At 73.5% G+C, this 16,241-nt stretch carries 17 protein-coding genes and 1 pseudogene; 14 read left to right on the top strand and 4 right to left on the bottom strand.

Translation table 11 applies throughout. The features are described 5' to 3' along the window. The first annotated feature begins 5 nt into the window (after positions 1 to 5). The 4 genes from WDV85_RS04415 to WDV85_RS04400 all read left to right on the top strand — a co-directional run bounded on the left by WDV85_RS04415 (position 6) and on the right by WDV85_RS04400 (position 2,844). Positions 6 to 857: a DUF3100 domain-containing protein gene (locus WDV85_RS04415; protein ID WP_339569470.1), complete on the top strand. Its 852-nt coding sequence runs from the start codon at positions 6 to 8 to the stop codon at positions 855 to 857. Then, positions 854 to 1,348 carry a hypothetical protein gene (locus WDV85_RS04410; RefSeq protein WP_339569469.1) on the top strand — a complete coding sequence of 165 codons (495 nt, stop codon included), beginning with the start codon at positions 854 to 856 and terminating at the stop codon, positions 1,346 to 1,348. The genes WDV85_RS04415 and WDV85_RS04410 overlap by 4 nt, the downstream gene beginning before the upstream one ends. A 137-nt stretch (positions 1,349 to 1,485) precedes the next feature. Further along, positions 1,486 to 2,106, top strand: coding sequence for a DUF7002 family protein (locus WDV85_RS04405; protein WP_339569468.1), 621 nt, complete (start codon positions 1,486 to 1,488; stop codon positions 2,104 to 2,106). Between the two features lie 60 nt (positions 2,107 to 2,166). Further along, positions 2,167 to 2,844 (top strand): 8-oxoguanine DNA glycosylase OGG fold protein, encoded by a 678-nt coding sequence (locus tag WDV85_RS04400; RefSeq protein WP_339569467.1) that lies wholly within the window; start codon positions 2,167 to 2,169, stop codon positions 2,842 to 2,844. Here the strand turns inward: WDV85_RS04400 and WDV85_RS04395 are convergent. Then, the gene (locus tag WDV85_RS04395; RefSeq protein WP_445263219.1) at positions 2,833 to 4,656 is read right to left on the bottom strand and encodes a DNA/RNA helicase domain-containing protein; all 1,824 of its coding nucleotides are present in this window, start codon (positions 4,654 to 4,656) and stop codon (positions 2,833 to 2,835) included. The two genes, WDV85_RS04400 and WDV85_RS04395, sit on opposite strands and share 12 nt — an antisense overlap. Positions 4,657 to 4,819: 163 nt before the next feature. Next, positions 4,820 to 5,656 carry an HNH endonuclease gene (locus WDV85_RS04390; RefSeq protein WP_339569465.1) on the bottom strand — a complete coding sequence of 279 codons (837 nt, stop codon included), beginning with the start codon at positions 5,654 to 5,656 and terminating at the stop codon, positions 4,820 to 4,822. Positions 5,657 to 5,899: 243 nt separating this feature from the next. Between WDV85_RS04390 and WDV85_RS04385 the strand changes: the two genes are divergently transcribed. Beyond that, positions 5,900 to 6,526: an EcsC family protein gene (locus tag WDV85_RS04385; protein ID WP_339569464.1), complete on the top strand. Its 627-nt coding sequence runs from the start codon at positions 5,900 to 5,902 to the stop codon at positions 6,524 to 6,526. Positions 6,527 to 6,583: 57 nt separating this feature from the next. Here the strand turns inward: WDV85_RS04385 and WDV85_RS04380 are convergent, their stop codons facing one another. Next, complete coding sequence (locus WDV85_RS04380) at positions 6,584 to 7,294, bottom strand: helix-turn-helix domain-containing protein (protein WP_339569463.1); 711 nt, start codon at positions 7,292 to 7,294, stop codon at positions 6,584 to 6,586. 238 nt (positions 7,295 to 7,532) lie between these two features. On the opposite strand from WDV85_RS04380, the pseudogene WDV85_RS04375 reads away from it, so the two are divergent. Then, a pseudogene (locus WDV85_RS04375) lies at positions 7,533 to 7,676 on the top strand (PIN domain-containing protein); the annotation flags it as partial. A 124-nt stretch (positions 7,677 to 7,800) separates the two neighbouring features. Here the strand turns inward: WDV85_RS04375 and WDV85_RS04370 are convergent. Further along, positions 7,801 to 8,778, bottom strand: coding sequence for an NAD-dependent epimerase/dehydratase family protein (locus WDV85_RS04370; protein ID WP_339569462.1), 978 nt, complete (start codon positions 8,776 to 8,778; stop codon positions 7,801 to 7,803). A gap of 79 nt (positions 8,779 to 8,857) precedes the next feature. Here WDV85_RS04370 and WDV85_RS04365 point away from each other — a divergent pair, with 79 nt between their 5' ends. The 8 genes from WDV85_RS04365 (at position 8,858) to hepT (ending at position 16,190) form a co-directional block, all read left to right on the top strand. Then, a complete protein-coding gene (locus WDV85_RS04365) occupies positions 8,858 to 9,547 on the top strand; it encodes a TetR/AcrR family transcriptional regulator (protein WP_339569461.1) in 690 nt (229 codons plus the stop codon). Between the two features lie 63 nt (positions 9,548 to 9,610). Further along, positions 9,611 to 9,868, top strand: coding sequence for a type II toxin-antitoxin system Phd/YefM family antitoxin (locus tag WDV85_RS04360; protein ID WP_339569460.1), 258 nt, complete (start codon positions 9,611 to 9,613; stop codon positions 9,866 to 9,868). Beyond that, the gene (locus tag WDV85_RS04355) at positions 9,865 to 10,266 is read left to right on the top strand and encodes a type II toxin-antitoxin system VapC family toxin (RefSeq protein WP_339569459.1); all 402 of its coding nucleotides are present in this window, start codon (positions 9,865 to 9,867) and stop codon (positions 10,264 to 10,266) included. Before WDV85_RS04360 ends, WDV85_RS04355 begins: the two co-directional genes overlap by 4 nt. Positions 10,267 to 10,464: 198 nt before the next feature. Further along, positions 10,465 to 10,755 carry a hypothetical protein gene (locus tag WDV85_RS04350; protein ID WP_339569458.1) on the top strand — a complete coding sequence of 97 codons (291 nt, stop codon included), beginning with the start codon at positions 10,465 to 10,467 and terminating at the stop codon, positions 10,753 to 10,755. Further along, positions 10,752 to 14,120 carry a VWA domain-containing protein gene (locus WDV85_RS04345; RefSeq protein ID WP_339569457.1) on the top strand — a complete coding sequence of 1,123 codons (3,369 nt, stop codon included), beginning with the start codon at positions 10,752 to 10,754 and terminating at the stop codon, positions 14,118 to 14,120. The genes WDV85_RS04350 and WDV85_RS04345 overlap by 4 nt, the downstream gene beginning before the upstream one ends. Before the next feature lie 4 nt (positions 14,121 to 14,124). Then, the gene (locus WDV85_RS04340; RefSeq protein ID WP_339569456.1) at positions 14,125 to 14,949 is read left to right on the top strand and encodes a hypothetical protein; all 825 of its coding nucleotides are present in this window, start codon (positions 14,125 to 14,127) and stop codon (positions 14,947 to 14,949) included. Between the two features lie 375 nt (positions 14,950 to 15,324). After that, entirely contained in the window at positions 15,325 to 15,750 is a 426-nt protein-coding gene (locus WDV85_RS04335; RefSeq protein ID WP_339569455.1) for a hypothetical protein, read from the top strand. Then, entirely contained in the window at positions 15,747 to 16,190 is a 444-nt protein-coding gene (gene hepT / locus WDV85_RS04330) for a type VII toxin-antitoxin system HepT family RNase toxin (RefSeq protein WP_339569454.1), read from the top strand. Before WDV85_RS04335 ends, hepT begins: the two co-directional genes overlap by 4 nt. Positions 16,191 to 16,241 lie beyond the last annotated feature (51 nt).

Here is a 16,241-nt window from a genome sequence, read left to right as displayed (position 1 = left end):
ACCGCATGGACAGGCCCGCAGACCTCGTGGCGGCGTGGCGGCTCCTGGCCGTCGCGCTCGTCGTCGTGGTCCTCTCCCAGCTCCTCGGCATCCGCCGCATCGAGGTGGGGATCGGCACCATCCTGCTGCTACCCCTGCTCTACGCCTTCCTCGCGGGGCTGGTGCTCAACCCGAGCATCACCGGCCGGGTGGGAAAGGTGCTGGGGCACCGTGAGGTGCGGCTCGCGTCGCCGCTCATCATCGTGGCGATCCTGCCCTTCATCGCCCGCTTCGGGACGACGATCGGCCCCGACATCGAGGCGGTCATCGCCGCCGGGCCCGCGCTGCTGCTGCAGGAGCTCGGCAACCTCGGGACCATCGTCCTGGCCTTCCCCGTCGCCGTGTACCTGCTGAAGCTGCGGCGGGAGGCCATCGGCGCGACGTTCTCCGTCGCCCGCGAGCCGAGCCTGGCGATCATCGCCGACCGCTACGGCCTGCGCGGCCCCGAGGGCGCCGGCGTCCTCGCCGTCTACGTCGTCGGCACGCTCGTCGGCACCATCGTCTTCTCGGTGATGGCGAGCTTCGTCGTCTCGCTCGACGTCCTCGACCCCCGGGCGCTCGCCATGGCCTGCGGCGTCGGCAGCGGCTCGATGATGGCGGCCTGCAGCGGCGCGCTCGCGGCCACGCTGCCGGAGATGGAGGACACCATCCTGGCCTTCGCCGGCACGAGCAACCTCCTCACCTACGCGACGGGCATGTACGTGACGCTCTTCGTCGCCCTGCCGCTCGTCGAGTGGATGTACCGCAAGGCCCACCCCGAGGACACCCGCGCCGCGGCGACGCCGGCGGCCACGAGCGACGAGGAGGGCGCCCGATGAGCGCCACGCCGGTCGACGACGTCGACGACACCCAGGACGAGCGGCTGTCCCTGCCGAGCGAGATGACGGCGCTCCTCGCCGTCCTGCCCCTCGGCTGGGCCGCCCAGCTCATCGCGACCGACCTGTCCGCCCTGCGCGCGGCCGCCGGCGTGATGGCCCTCGGGCTCATCGCCGTCATCGGCATCCTGCTCACCCGCGCCCTGCCGTTCCTGCGCCTGCCGAGCGTCGCGTGGGTCTCGCTCGTCGGCATCGTCGCCAGCCTGCCGATGCTCCCCTGGGGCGAGGCCGTGGTCGGCGTCGTCGGCGACATCGACTTCCTCGCCCTGTCCGTGCCGTGCCTCGCCTTCGCCGGGCTCGCGATCTCGCGGCGGGAGGTCGCCATCGCCAGGACGTCGGGGTGGAAGCTGCTCGTCGTCGGGGTGCTCGTGCTGGTCGGGACGTTCATCGGCTCGGCGCTCATCGCGGACGTGACGCTGCCGCTGCTGGACTGAGGGCGCTCGGCGTGCGGCGGCGGGTGACGGCGTCGCCGCCCCGTCCGGCAGCCTCGGCGCACGACGATCCATGGATCCGGAGAGGACGCTGTCGAGAAGCGCTGACGACCTGACGGCGCTCGTGATGGGCTCGTCCTGTGCTCGCTGACGAGATCACCGACCGCTGGCCCCGCCTCTTCCACATGGCCGAGGCGGGGTCCTGGCCGTCGATCCAGCGTCATGGCCTGCTCTCCACGCAGGCGCTGTGTGACCTCTACGACGTCCGGCAGCCGCACCGCGACGACCTGCTCGCGCGCAAGCGCCCGCAGTCGGTGCAGCTGGCCCACCCGGAACACGGGACGGCATGGATCCGAGACAACAAGCCGATCAACGAGACGGTGCTTCGCCGGACGCTCGCCGGCATGGACGAGGCGAGCTGGTATCGAACGCTGAACAGCCGCGTCTTCTTCTGGCTCAGCGAGCAGCGGCTCGCCAAGCTGCACGCCGCTTACCGCGGGCGCCGGCACGACCTGCTCGTCGTCAGCACCGCAAAGCTGCTCGTCGCGCACGGCGACGAGGTGGAGCTGTGCCCGCTCAACAGCGGCGCCGTCCACGCCGGCGCTGTCGTCACCCGCGGGGCCGAGACGTTTCGTCGCATCGCCGACTACCCGTGGGAAGAGCGCCGGCGCATGTCCCGTCGTGAGCCGGTGGTCGAGCTGACGGTGCCGTACGCCGTCCGGGACATCGTCGACCTCGTCGAGGACGTCCGAGCCCTGTGAGAGACGAGCGACCACTACGAAAGTCGCTCATGACGGCCTGCCACATGCCAATCTCCCCCGGTGCCCAGCCTGGAGAGCCTCGAAGCACTGCCGACCCGCACCCAGATCGACGCGCACTCCGTGCGGTACCGCCCGCAGTGGTGGAGGACGCGGGTGCCCTCGACGTACTGGCCGACGTCGCTGGACGGCCTCCCCGCTGACGAGCACAAGCCGCGCTGGCACCGCATCAGCCGGAGCGACGTCGCGCACCTTGCCGCCGACCACACCGCCCCTGGACGCGTCCGCCTGCTCGTCGCGGCCTACGTCTGGGGCACCGGCTCCAGCGGTTTCCTGCTCGGCCGGAACACCCGCTGGCTCAAGGGCGACCTTGGCGACGTCGGCGGCCGACTCGTGTCCGCCGCGCAGGTTCTGCAGACGCAGGGCGCAGGCGCCGCGTACTCCTCGATGCTCCGTGGCGGCGACAACGCCGTCGCCTACGTCGGCCCCGCCTTCTTCACGAAGTACCTCTACTTCGCAGCCTCCGGCGTGACCGTCCCTGGCCCTCGCCCGCTCATCCTCGACCGGCGCGTCGCGAGCGCCCTGCGCAGCCACACCGACCTGGGCACCAGCAAGCAGGGGTGGTCCGTCGCGGAGTACGAGGCCTACCTCGCGCGGGCAGCGGCTCTGGCCGACCAGCACGGCGCTGACCCCGACGCCGTCGAGCTGGCCCTCTTCCGCGCCGGCGGCTCAGGTACCTGAGACGAAGCGCTTGAGCGCCGCCTGCAGATCCGGGTCCACGGCGTAGACGACGGTCCCGACCATCCCCCGCGTCAGCAGCACCTTGTAGACGTGGCGCACGAGGCGGTCGAAGTCCACGTCGTCGACCGCCGCCCGCGAGCGGAAGTCGGGATCCTTGTTGGCAGAGCGGTCCGTGCGCAGGGTGCCGTCGCGCCAGACGAGGTCGGGGCCGAGGATGACGCCGTTCCAGTCATACTCGAAGCCCTGCGCGGTGTAGACGCAGCCCACCTGACCGAAGCCACCCTCCTCGGTCGCCCACAGCGCGGAGGCCGGAGCGCTGCCGATTCGGCGGTCGCCCTTGAGGTTCCACGGCCGGGCCCACGAGCCGACCTGGACGTCCGGCACCAGCGTGCCGTCGCGGCGCGGATCGCTCCACGACCAGCAGAAGCCCGCAGTCATCCGCGCGCTGCGCCCTTCGGCGAGCCGCTCGGCGAGGAACGCCTCCATCTCGGCTGGCGAGTCGGCGACGCGCAGGTCGAAGTCGGTCCCGCGCCACGCCGTCGGGCCGGTGTCCGTCAGTCCGAGGAGGTCACGGACCCAGCGGACGTAGGTGTCGCTGCCGCCGCAGCGGAACTGGTCGGCGAGGTCGACCTCGACCACCCGGACGGCGTGGGCCCGGGCGTACTCGCGGATCGCCTCGACGGACCCGATCTCTCCCGGGCGCACGACCTGGTTCTCGTCGAGCAGGAGCACTGGGACCCGTGCCGCGGAGACCAGCTCGTCCAGCTGCGGCCGCCCGGTGCGCAACTCGGCGCGCGTCCAGCGCGCCTCCGAGGTCCGGCGGATGCGGTGGGCCTCGTCCATGACGAGCACGTCCAGACCGTCGGGCTCGGCCTGCATGTAGCTGTTGAAGTACGTGAAGAGGCTCTTGGTGCGGGAGCTGCCGCGACCCGCGACCTTGCGCAGCGTCTGCGTGAAGGACCGCGAGCCGGTCGCGTGCAGCGTCCGGTACCCGCGCCGCGCGAGCTCACCGAGCAGCGACAGCGCGACGACGCTCTTGCCGGAGCCGGGGCCGCCTGTCACCACGACGACGGTCTTGCCGCGGCCGCGACTGGCCCGCTCGACCTCGTGCAGCACCATCCGGTAGGCCAGCTGCTGGTCGGCGAGGAGGGTGAGGTGCTCGCGCTGCTGGATCTCCTCCGCGGCGACCGCCAGCAGCGTCCGCGAGGGACGCGCCGCACTGGCCGAGAGCCGCTCCGCGGCATCCTTCCCCGGCGCGGGAGCCAGGTGCTCGCGCAAGAAGCCCAGCCACTCGTCCCGCTGGTCACCCCCGAAGATGCGGCTCGTCAGGAGCGTCGGCGAACCCGCCATGTCGGCCGCCCGCGCGTTGTGGACGTACGCCGCGCCGCGCACCAGGTCGGGTTCCTCGTGAAGCGCCTTGGTGAAGTCGACGAGGTACTCGCGGTAGCCGTCGACCTGCAGCAGCGGGTGGAGCCGCGGCTCGTGGACGTCGGGGACGGTGACGAGCGCCTGATCCTCCTCGAACGGCGCGAACGACGACCACTGCTTCAGCTCCACGGCCACGTACGACGGCTTGCCCGTCCGCGGGTGCGTCCCGGCGAGGACCGCGTCGATGCGACGGCTCGTCAGCGGCAGCCTGTACTCGAGCAGCACCTGGACGTCGCCCAAGCCGGCGTCGTGGAGGTCGCGCACGAGCACCGGGATGCTGGCCCGCCATGAGCGCGCCTCAGCGGACAACGCCCTGTGGCCGGCGTGCCGGTGCAGCTCGCCGTCGAGCTCGACGGCGACGTCACCAGAGGTCACGGCGTCCATGAGAGCGGACGCCGAACGGCGGAGCAGAGCAGACACCAGACCAGCCCGAGGCAGCACGAAGGGACTCGTGCGGGTGGTGGGCGCCTCGCTGCACCGCTGCCACGGTGCGGCGGTGCCAGTCGGGCCGCGTCGGGGAGGCTAGCCGCGCCGTCCGAGGACGCCGTCAGGGCGTGCGGGAGAGGAAGCGGCGGTGGTGCTGCGCCAGCTGCTCGGTGGCCGGGTGATCCGTGGCCTTGGCGGGCATGTCCATGCGTCGTCCGTCCAACGCCTGGTACTCGGCAGATACCACCGTGGCGGCGACGTGCACGACACCGTCGGGCGAGACGCTAAGCAGGTGTGCGTCGTAGAGCGCGTGGAGATCGCTGCGCAGAAGGAGACCATTAGGAGTCTGGTTGCTCGCCACTCCGAGGTACGGGGCGATGTGCGCCGCCTCGAGGGCGGCGCGGTCCGACGTGCCGCTGATAGCGCAGCGGTTGTCGTAGGCGCGCTCGAGGTCCCTGCGGAACTCCCGCTGTCCCTCACGCACCGCCCGCGTCGCGAGCCGGTACTTGCGCTGATCCTCTGTCGGCAGCGCCATCAAGGTCGCACGCTCGACCGCGCCGACCTCGCGGGCGAAGTCGACGAAGTGCTCGGTGAGGGCGCCTACAGAGTCAGCAGGCACCTTGGGAAAGAATTGCGGGGACGCCGTGATACCCGTCTCGTTCTTGACCTCGTTCCATGACCGGTCCACCGGGTCGTCGACGCGGTCGTCGAGGACCTCCATGCGCCAGACGTACTTGTAGCCGTCCGGGTCGGGCCACGGGAGGCCCATGCCCGGCGTCACCCGTCGTGAGTCCTCCAGCGCCCGTGTCCAGGCGATGAAGCCGGACTCTGCGAGCCAGATGAAGAGGTCGTCACCAGCGCGGATCGAGCCCGCGACTGCTGAACGCGTGCCCATGAGGCCGTGCTCGACGCAGAGGTTCCAGTTCGATGGACCGTCGTCCTTGCTGAGGCTCGCCACCCAAGCGGGCACAGGTGCTCCCTGACGGGATCACCTCGGGTAGCGGCGTGCCTGTGCGGAGCCGGTCGGGTCGAGGTTCGTCGCGGTGTCGCGCTTATCGCGCTCGGCGGGGCGTGTCCGTCGTCGGAAGCCCGTCAATGCCTGCGCCGCAGCCTACGTGCCGCTCTCCGCCCGCCCTGCGCCGGAGGCATCGGGTCTTCTGTATGCGCCTCGCCAGCCAGACCGCCCACCTACTGTGCGTCCATGCCCGATGAACAGCGCGTAGCCACCGCGGCGAAGGCCGTCACCGACAAGATCGTCAACGTCGGCGTCACCGGCGCTGGCCCATGGAAGGGCTCGGTGCAGATCGCAGAGGAGCACCTCGCTCGGCACGAGGACCCCGAGAAGGCCATCTCGCGTCTCATCGCCACGCACGTCCGCCTGACCTCGACGACGGGCTTCCTGACAGGTGTCGGTGGCCTGGTGACTCTCCCGGTCACCGTCCCCGCCGACCTCACAGCGCTGTGGCTGGCGCAAGGGCGAATGGCCGGCGGCATCGCCCACATCCGTGGCTACGACGTGACGACGGAGGAGGTGCACAGCGTCGTGCTGCTCAGCCTGCTCGGAGCCTCGGGCGCCGAGGCGCTGGCTGCGGCCGGCGTGCAGATCGGCACCAAGAGCGCCCTCAGCGCGGTCAAGAAGATTCCGGGTCGCGTGCTCATCGAGATCAACAAAAAGGTCGGCTTCCGCCTCATCACCAAGGCGGGGACAAAGGGGGTCATCAACCTGACGAAACTCGTCCCACTGGCTGGTGGCGTGGTCGGCGGCGGCGTGAACGGCGTCAGCACTCAAGCCGTCGGCACCTGGGCCAAGCGCAACTTCGCCGCGTGACCTGTTGCTGACCGACTGGATCGCCGTGATGTCGGTGCGGGGGGTGCCAGCGACGGCTCATCCGAGATTCTCGCGCAGGCACCGGTCGAGCAGGTCGGCCCCGGCGCGCCGGGTGCGCACGTCGTCGTCCTCGAGCAGGTCGACCGCCACGACGGCGGCCGGCATGGTGCGTCGGGCGACGATCGCCGCGGCTTCGGCTCGTGGCACGCGCAGGGAGAGGTTGGGCACACCTCGGCCATTGATGCCGTAGCGGTCCGTGAGCTCGTCGAGCACCCCGCGACTGCAGTAGGCGACGGCGACGTGCTCGCCCCAGGCGACGACGTCCGCGCCCACGTCGCTCGCAGCCGTCAGACCGGAGGCGGCGACGCCGTCGTGGCTGAGGACGGCCTCGCGATAGGCCGGCAGCACGCGGACGTCGTGGACGTCCGCGCGGCGGCGGCAGGCCGTGGCGACGGACTCCGGCGTCCGTTGCCGGAGCCAGGAGCGCAGGCGCGTCCGCGTCCTCTGGTCGACCCAGTCCGGCCGCTCACCCGACGCCATCCACAGCGCCGCCCAGGCGACCGACGGATCCAGCGGGCGGCCACGGCCGGCGGCGAGGCGCGCACGTCGGCGCACGGAGGCCTCGTCGACGAGGATGGTTCGGCCAGCACTCGTCGCCGTGAGCGCGCCGTTGCGGACGAGGCGGCGGATCTCTGCCGAAGACACGTCCAAGTACGAGGCCGCTTGGTCCGTCGTCAGCACGCACTCACCCCCTCGACGCGAAAGCATACGTCGACGCGTCTATTTGCGTCGGGCGGACGTGTCACCTCGGGTGCACGGCTGCGACTCCTGGCCCGAGGCCCGTGCTGATGTCGGACTCCTGCCGACGCCTGCCAATCCTCATCGCGGCGCAGGACCAGAAGCTGTCTATCGCCGCATCACTGAACATCCCAGGACACGTTCCTAGCGCTATGCCCCACGGTCATGGCCGCGGCCGCCGTCACACGGCCGTCTTGGCGCTCGAACGGCGCCGCAGCTGCGGGACCTCCCCCGGCACCACGACGACCCCTTCGACCGGGTGCTCATCGCCCAGGCGCGACGACGGGGCGCGACCGTCGCCACCGTCGACCGCCGGTTCGTCGAGTACGGCGCCCCGCTGCTGCCGGGGTGAGGCAGCGGCCTCGAGTCCGACGTCCGGTGTCGAGTCCGACGCCGAGAGCCTCTGAACGCCGCTGCGACCCACGCGACGTCGGACTCGACGCACGACGTCGGACTCGACGCGGCTCCGGATGGCCTCAGCGCGCCGCCGGCGCCGTCGCCCCACTCACCCCCGCGACCGTCGCGGCCACTGCCTCCCCCCACGGCGTCGCCGTGAGCCCGAACACCTCGGTCGTCTCGGAGGCGTCGAGCACGAAGTCCTGGTCCCACTGGTGGCGGATCGCGACGACCTCGCGCATCTGCCCGCTCGCCAGCCCGATGCCGCGCAGCACCGGCCACGGGATGCCGGTGACCTTCGGCGCCGGCGCACCCATCGCCGCGGCGAGGTCGGTGAGCGCCTGCCGCTGCGAGCGCGGCTCTCCGCTCGGCACCATCCACGCCCGGCCCCACGCCCGGTCGTCCGCGCCCAGCCGCACGAGGGCCTCGGCGAGGTCGGGCACGTACGTCCAGCTGTGGAGCGCGTCCGGGTCGCCGACCACCCACGCGCGACCGCCCGTGCGCAGCGTCTCGACCTGCCGCGCGAGGTGCGACTGCGCCGCCGGCACCGCGCCCACGAAGTCGGACGCCCGCACCTCGACGACGCCGCGCACGCGCCCGGCGTCCTGCGCGGCGAGCGCGTCGTGCCACATCCGCGCCCGCAGAGCGCCCTTGGCCTCGGCCGCGGCGAGCGGCGTCGACGCCGTCATCGGGCCTTTCGGGCGGCCGTAGCCGTAGAGGTTGCCGGTGATCGCCAGCACGGCGCCGCTCTCCTGCGCCGCCCGCAGCAGCGCCGCCGCGATCGGCGGCCACTCGGCCGCCCACCGCGTGTAGTCCTTCGGGTTCACGGCGTTGTAGACGACGTCCGCTCCCTGCGCCGCGGCGGCCAGCGCCGCGCCGTCCGCGGCGTCGACGGCGACGTGCCGCACCTGCTCGCTCGACGTGCCGCCGTTGCGCGAGACCACGACGACGTCGTGCCCCTCTCGCACCAGCACCCGCGCGATCGCGGACCCGACCGGCCCCTTGCCCACCACCACGTGACGTCCCACGACGACCTCCTCGACGAGTGCACTGATCACTGACGAGAGCAGTGCACTCTCTTCCGGTCATCATGTCAAGAGCAGTGCTCTCGTCTGCGAGCGGCGATACGGTGGCGGGGTGGTGCAGACGGCGAGGGAGCGCGCCCGCGAGGCGCTGACGGCGGACATCGTCGAGACGGCGCGCGGCCAGCTCGCCGAGGTGGGCGCGGCGGCGCTGTCGCTGCGGGCGGTCGCGCGTGAGCTGGGCCTCGCGTCGTCGGCGGTCTACCGCTACGTGCCGAGCCGCGACGACCTGCTCACGCGGCTGCTCGTCGCCGGCTACGAGTCGCTCGGCGCCGCCGCCGAGGACGCCGATGACCCGGCCCTCGCCGCGCGCGACCGGTGGGTCGCCGTCAGCCGCGGCGTCCGCGCGTGGGCGCTGGCGCACCCGCACGAGTGGGCGCTGCTCTACGGCTCCCCCGTGCCGGGGTACGCGGCGCCGCAGGACACCGTCGTCGCGGCGATGCGTTCAGCGGCCGTCTTCGGGCGGGTGCTCGGGGACGCGGCGCATTCCGGCGGGCTGGCCGAGCGGGCCCCGGACACCGGCCGCACCCCGCTCGTCCACCCCGACGTCGACCCGGTGCTCGGCGGCGAGCACCCGGCCATCGACGACGACGTCCGCGCCCGCGCCGTCCTCGCGTGGAGCTCGACCCTCGGGCTCGTGAGCGCGGAGCTCTTCGGCCACCTCGTCGGCGTGACGACCGACCAGGACGCGTTCTTCACCGAGCAAGTGGGGCGGCTGGCGGACCTCGTGGGCCTGGCCGGGTGAGCAGGTGACGTCCCGGGATCACGGCGCTGCGACGTGTGTGGCAGGAAGGCTACGCTCCCGCACATGACGACAATCGCCTCGCGCGACCTGCGCAACCACACCGCCGAGGTGCTGCGCCAGGTCGCCGAGGGCACGCCCGTCACCGTCACCGTCAACGGGTCGCCGGTCGCGGAGATCAGCCCCGTCCGCGCCGGACGCCGCCAGTTCCTCTCCCGCGCCGACCTCGCCGAGCTCCTGCGGCGCCATCAGGCCGACCCCGGGCTGCGCGCGGACCTCGACGCCCTCGCCGGCGAGACCACCGACGACCTCGACCCGCTGTGACGTCGCGCCCGGCGCTGCTCGACACCAGCGTCCTCATCCCCCGGGAGACCGGCCGCCCGCTCGACGCCGCCGCGCTGCCCGCGGAGACGGCCGTCTCGGTCATCACCCTCGCCGAGCTGCACGCCGGCGTCCTCGCGGCTCGCGACACCGAGACGCGGTCGCGTCGGCTCGCGACGCTCGAGGCCGTGTCCGTCGTCGAGCCGCTCCCGGTGACCGCCGAGGTGGCTCGCCACTGGGCGCGCCTGCGCGTCGGTCTGGCCGAGGCGGGACGGCGCGCGAAGGTGAACGACCTGTGGATCGCCGCGGTGGCGGCCGCCAACGGCATGGACGTCGTCACGCAGGACGACGACTTCGACCCGATCGAGGAGGTTGGCGGGCCCCGGGTCGTCCGCGTGTGACGGGGAACCGCCCGCTGTCGGACCCCTCTCACCCACGGTCGTCGGACAGGGGGAGGAGTCCCGGAGCGCGCTGCTGCACCGGTACGTGACGGCCGGGTCGTCGGCCGAGCACCTCGCCGTCAGTGCCTGTCCACCGTCACACCGCTCGCCGAGCTGTCGGCCGGCGACGTGGCCTCCGCGCTGGCCGAGCAGGGCGGCGTGCCCGAGGACGAGCTGCTGCGCGAGACGCTCGCCGTCTTCGGCGGTCAGCGCCTCGCCGCCGGCATCCGTGAGCGGCTGATGGAGGTGCTGGCGCTCAGCGACGCGTTGCGGCGGGACAGCGACGTGCTTGCTCCCCGTCGTCGGGCGCGGCCTCTCGTAGGCCTCCGCTCAACCACGAGCAGTGCTGTCGCGCTGACCCGACCGGGCGATCTGCCGCGTTCACCTGCGGCGCGCGATCACCCCCTGCTTCCATTCCGCTCACAGCCGGCGTGGAGGGGACGTACATGACGACGCAGAGCAGCACCGGTCAGGGCGCACGAGCGGCGAGGAGCGGCCCGGCAGGGGCCGTCGTCGCCCTGCTCACGTCGCTGGTCCTGGCCCTGGCGCTCGTCCAGCCGGCCAGCGCCTCGGCGGCGGCCGGCACCTGGCGCGACCGTCTCGCCGCCACGGCGAGCGCGCCGCCGGCCGGTCGGGCCACCGACCTCAAGACCGACGCCGTCGCCGACCTCCGCGCGGCCGGCGTGAGGGCGCCCGTGACGTCGGCGCTGCTCGAGGCCGTCGCCCGCGACGCGGCGGACGGCGGCACCTACGTCGGGGACGGGTGGCGACCGCGCGACGCGACCGCGGCGGCCCGCCTCGCCAAGGACGACCAGGCGCTCGTGACGGCGCTCAACGCCTCGCTCACCTCGAGGCCTGCGCCGGTGCTCGAGGGCGCGGTCGCGGCGATGGTGACGGCGTCGCACGGCACGGCCGCCTCCGTCGTCGCCGACGCCGAGGTCGTCGCCCCGCTCGACAAGGGCACCCGCTCGGCGCGCTCCTCCCTCGACAAGGGCCTCGTCGAGTGGCGCCGGGGCCAGCCGGTGCCGGCCGTCGTCCACTGGGGCAAGGCGACGACAGACGCGGTCGCCGCTCTCGAGCGCGCCGGCGTCCGCTACGACGGCGGCGACCTCGACGGCGACGGGCTCGCCGACGTCGTCGAGCTCGCCTTCAGCGCCGACCCCCGCGTGCTCGACACCGACGGCGACGGGCTGCCCGACGCCGAGGAGATCCTCCGCGGCGCCCCCTTCGTGCTGCCGGACGACCCGGACACCGACGGCGACGGCGTCGGCGACGCGCAGGAGGACGTCGACGAGGACGGCCTGACCGCCGCCGAGGAGCTCGAGCACGGCACCGACGCGCTCATGCCCGACTCGGACGGCGACGGGCTCGACGACGGCGCCGAGGTCCGCGACCACGGCACCGACCCCGCGCTGGCGGACACCGACGGCGACGGCCTCGACGACGGCGCCGAGCTGCGCGCCGGCACCGACCCGCTCCGCGCCGACACCGACGGCGACGGCGTCCCCGACGGCGAGGAGGTCGTCACCGGCACCGTCACCGACCCCAGCGGCGTCGTCGTCGCCGTCTCGGGCACCGGCGACATCGCCGGCGGCCTGCGCGTCGCGCCGGCCGAGGGTCTCGCCGGCGCACCGGGCATGGTCGGCACCCCCGTCGACATCTCCATCCGGCCCGACGACGTCGACGACCTCGTCTCCGCCCGCATCAGCCTCCCCTTCGACGCCGCGACGCTCCCGGGCGACGCCGCCGACCTTCGGGTCTTCTGGCTCGACCCCGAGAACCGCACCTGGGTGCCGGCCGCGCCCGACGACCGCCAGGTCGTCGACGAGACCGCCGGCACCGTGACGACGACGACGGACCACTTCTCGGTCTACGCCGTCTTCGACATCCGCAACTGGGGCCAGACCTGGCAGGCCGTCGGCGGCACGTGCGGACCGCGGACTGACGCGCCCGGCGGCGTCGTGGACCTCGACGTGGCGCTGGCCCTCGACAGCTCCGGCTCGATGTCCTGGAACGACCCGACGGGGCTGCGGCGCAGCGCCGCGAAGAACTTCGTCGACGCCCTGCTCGACGACGATCGCGCCGCCGTCGTCGACTTCGACAGCTGGGCGTCCCTCCTCCAGCCGCTGACCTCCGACAAGGCCCTCGCGAAGGCGGCCATCGACCGCATCGACGACTCCGGCGGCACCGACATCGGCGCGGGCCTGCGGGTCGCGCTCGACGAGCTGCGGCGGGGGGACGAGGCCGGGCGCGCGCAGATCGCCATCCTCCTCACCGACGGCGAGGGCTCCTACGACCCGTCGCTGACGACGCAGGCCGTCTCCGACCAGGTTGCCGTCTCCACGATCGGCCTCGGCACCTCCGTCGACGAGGGACTGCTGCGCGGCATCGCCGAGAGCACCGGCGGCAGCTACTACCCCGTCGCCTCCGCGGCGGACCTCCCCGACGTCTTCCGTGAGATCGAGGAGGACCAGGGCGACACGGGCGAGGACACCGACGGCGACGGCCTCTCGGACTGCGTCGAGGAGCAGGGCATCCGCAGCGCCGGGCACGACCCGTTGACGACGAACCCTCTGGTCGCCGACACCGACGGCGACGGCGTGGACGACGGCAGCGAGGCCGGCGAGCCCTACACGGCCTTCGACCCCTCCTACGCCTACCCCGTCGGCGCCCTGTACCCGCTGTGGTCCGACCCGACGATCGCCGACACCGACGGCGACGGCCTCCCCGACCCGGCGGAGCTCGACAGCGGCTCCGACGCCTGGCTCGCCGACGCCGACGGCGACGGGCTGGGCGACTCCGCCGAGCTCAACCAGCAGACCGACCCGTGGTCGGCCGACACCGACGGCGACGGCTTCGACGACGCCGAGGAGGTCGCCACCGTCGACCAGGGCTTCAGCCCGATCGTGGTCGACGAGAAGGTCAGCAAGTGGCGCTACGTCGGTGACTTCACGATCGGGGCGACGGCGGGCGACGCCTACCAGAAGGACTCCCTGGCCTGGCTCGCCGGCAACCTCGCGAGCGGGGGCCTGTCCTTCATCCCGGTCGTCGGCTGGGTCGTCGGCGGCATCGCCGACCTGCGCGACGTCGTCGCGAACGCCATCCGCGGCGACTGGGTCGGCGCCGGCTTCAGCGGCGCCGGGGTCATCCCCTACGCCGGCGACGCCGCCTCGATCATCGGCAAGACGGGCAAGTTCGTCAGCCGCAACATCGACAAGGTCGACGAGGTGGCCTCCACGGTGGCCCGGGCCACCGACCTGCCGTCGGCCGTGCGCACCAGCGCTGTGCACGAAGCCATCAGGCGTGCGGACGTGGACGTGGCCGTCTTCACCCGCGCCGGCTTCAGCGACGCCGACGTGCTGGCGCTGGCGTCCGCCCGTGTCGACTGGAAGGCGCTGGCCCGCATGGTCGCCGGGTCGACGGCGGCCAAGGTCGCGGGGACGCCGGGGCTGCGCGCCGGATGGCGCGACGGCGAGGACTGGTTCCGCGCCGTCGACGGCGGGGTGGCGAAGTACCTGCCGGTGCCGGGCTTCAGCCGAGGCCGCTTCATCGACTCCTGCACCGACTGCGACGACATCGCGACGGCCGTGCTGAAGGAGGTGAAGACCGGCTTCGTGGGGGCGAGCGCGTCACGACGGGCCGAGATCCTGCGGCAGATCGACAAGGACGCGGCTCAGATGGCCCGGGGGGCGGACGTGGAGTGGCACTTCCTGCCCAACCGCAACGGCGGCGGCAGCCTCGGCGCCCACCCTGACATCATCGACGCGCTGGAGCGCAACAACATCCCCTACGTCGTCTACCCGCCAGGGATCTGAACGCATGCCGCTGCGCCGCCTGAGCACCGAGCCCCGCGCCGCCGCCGACGCCTACTTCACCGAGTGGGTCGTCGGCGGGGCGCGGAGGCTCGAGGCCTTCGCCCGCCGCCTCGCCCACGACGGCGGGCCGGCTGACCGCCTCGACGGGACGCCCGCGAGCCTCACGCCCGCCTTCACCTGGGTCGTCGAGCACCTCGTGGTCGTCACCGACGAGCTGGTCGACGACGGCGACCTGCCGCTGTGGTGCGTGCCCGGCCCGGTCACCGGCGCCCGCGGCGAGCTGGATCCGGCGTCGGCACGGATGGCCGACGGGCTGGCGCGCTACTTCGGCGAGGTCCTCGTCCGGCACGTGCCCGGCGCCCGCTGGGTCGTCGGGGACGAGCCCCGGCACCGGACGACCTACATCGACCAGCACTGGCCGGTCGTCGCCGGGCACCTGCTGGCGATCAACCCCCTCGAGGCCCGGGGGCTCGCGCTCAAGCTCGCCGGGCAGCCGGTGGAGCGCCGGCGGTACGGGTGGCTGCAGGAGAACGCCGAGCGCTACATCGAGATCGCGTCCCAGGGGCCCGCCGCAGCGGCGCCCACGTGGACCGTGGACGAGGTGGACGTCGACGGGGCGCACGGCGAGGGGTGGCGCTGGGAGGTGGGCCTCGACGACGACCTGGCCGCCGACGACGACCGGACCGCCGCCCTGACGGAGACCCTCGCGCTGCTGCCCGGCGTGACCGGTGTCGAGGAGGAGGACCGCGGCGCCTGGCTGGTCGCCGGGGACGTCGACCGCGTCGTGCTCGAGGCCGCCGTGCGGGGCTGGGCGGCCGCCCGCCGCTGAGCCACCGGCGGGTTGACGTGGGCGGTGGTCCTGCGACGGCCGCCCGGACACCCGGCCCGAGTCCGACGTCGTGCGCCGAGTCCGACATCCCCCACGTCGTGACGGTTCGACGGGCTGCGCGACGTCGGACCCGAGGTGCGACGTCGGATCCGAGACCACCGCCCCTGCGCGTCGTCACGACCGGACCGGCGCTCCTCGCGGGACGGTGGCGACGTCAGTTCGACCAGACCGGCGCCGACCCGGATCAGGCCTCAGCACCCGACCGGCGCCGTCGTCCTCTCCACCCCGGCGACCGTGCTCGGCGACGAGTGGCACGAGGGCGCGCGCTCGTCCTCGTCCGGCCGTCGCCGCACCTGTCGTCCTACGCTCGCGGGCATGAGCACGACCGCGCTCGAGGCGCTCGACGCGCTGCGAGCGGCGGCGTCCGACGGGCGGCTCGCCGACCTCTGCCGACGGCACGACGTCGACCTCGTCTCCGCCTTCGGCAGCGCGGTGCGCGCCTCGCGCGCGGACGTCGACGGCCCGGCGCCGCGCGACCTCGACGTGGCGATCCGCTTCGGCAGCCCCGGCGGGGACCTCGTCGGCGTCGTCACCGCCCTGGTCGAGCTCCTCGCCGTCGACGCCATGGACCTGGCCCGCGCCGGCGTCGTCGCCCGCAGCCGGGCGCTCGGCCCGGGCGCCGAACCTCTCTTCGAGGCTGCGCCGGGCCGGTACGCCCTGGCGCAGATGGCCGCGCTGACGACCGAGATGGAGACCGAGCGGATGCGCCGCCGGGACCTCGAGCTGCTGGCCGACCGATGAGCCCGCCCCCCACGCTCGACGGCGGCGTCGTCCACGCCAAGCTCGACCTCATCGAGGCGGCGCTGAGGACCTTGTCCACCGTGGGTGACGTCGACGCCGACCGGCTGCGGGACGACGCGCTGCTCGCCGCGGGCGTCGAGCGACTGCTCAGCCGCGTCGTCGACCTCGCGGTCGACGTCAACAGCCACCTCGCCGTCGCCGAGCTCGGCCGCGCTCCAGGGGACTACCGCTCGTCCTTCGCCGCCGCCGTCGAGGCCGGTGCCCTGCCGAGGGAGCTGGGCGAGCGCCTTGCTGCGGCCACGGGACTGCGGGACGTCATCGTCCACGAGTACGCGGCGCTGGACCTCGACCTCGTCGCGGCCGCGGTCCCCCGGGCCCTCGAGGGCTTCCGCGCCTACGTCACCGCGGTCGCCGCCCACCTCGTCCGCCGCCGGGCCTGACCCGTCCAGTCCGACGGCGAGCGCCGAGTCCGACGTCGCACCGGTCGCCGG

The organism is Pseudokineococcus sp. 5B2Z-1, from assembly GCF_037482305.1.
Taxonomy (GTDB): domain Bacteria; phylum Actinomycetota; class Actinomycetes; order Actinomycetales; family Quadrisphaeraceae; genus Pseudokineococcus.
Note: the sequence above shows the minus strand (reverse complement) of the source record. Positions and strands in the feature narration are given on the sequence as shown.

Coding starts and splice junctions, on each gene's coding strand:
- WDV85_RS04380 (WP_339569463.1), bottom strand. CDS start 7,294: ATGCTTTCGCGTCGAGGGGGTGAGTGCGTGCTGACGACGGACCAAGCG.
- hepT (WP_339569454.1), top strand. CDS start 15,747: ATGAGCCCGCCCCCCACGCTCGACGGCGGCGTCGTCCACGCCAAGCTC.
- WDV85_RS04410 (WP_339569469.1), top strand. CDS start 854: ATGAGCGCCACGCCGGTCGACGACGTCGACGACACCCAGGACGAGCGG.
- WDV85_RS04415 (WP_339569470.1), top strand. CDS start 6: ATGGACAGGCCCGCAGACCTCGTGGCGGCGTGGCGGCTCCTGGCCGTC.
- WDV85_RS04340 (WP_339569456.1), top strand. CDS start 14,125: ATGCCGCTGCGCCGCCTGAGCACCGAGCCCCGCGCCGCCGCCGACGCC.
- WDV85_RS04360 (WP_339569460.1), top strand. CDS start 9,611: ATGACGACAATCGCCTCGCGCGACCTGCGCAACCACACCGCCGAGGTG.
- WDV85_RS04345 (WP_339569457.1), top strand. CDS start 10,752: ATGACGACGCAGAGCAGCACCGGTCAGGGCGCACGAGCGGCGAGGAGC.
- WDV85_RS04335 (WP_339569455.1), top strand. CDS start 15,325: ATGAGCACGACCGCGCTCGAGGCGCTCGACGCGCTGCGAGCGGCGGCG.
- WDV85_RS04395 (WP_445263219.1), bottom strand. CDS start 4,656: ATGGACGCCGTGACCTCTGGTGACGTCGCCGTCGAGCTCGACGGCGAG.
- WDV85_RS04385 (WP_339569464.1), top strand. CDS start 5,900: ATGCCCGATGAACAGCGCGTAGCCACCGCGGCGAAGGCCGTCACCGAC.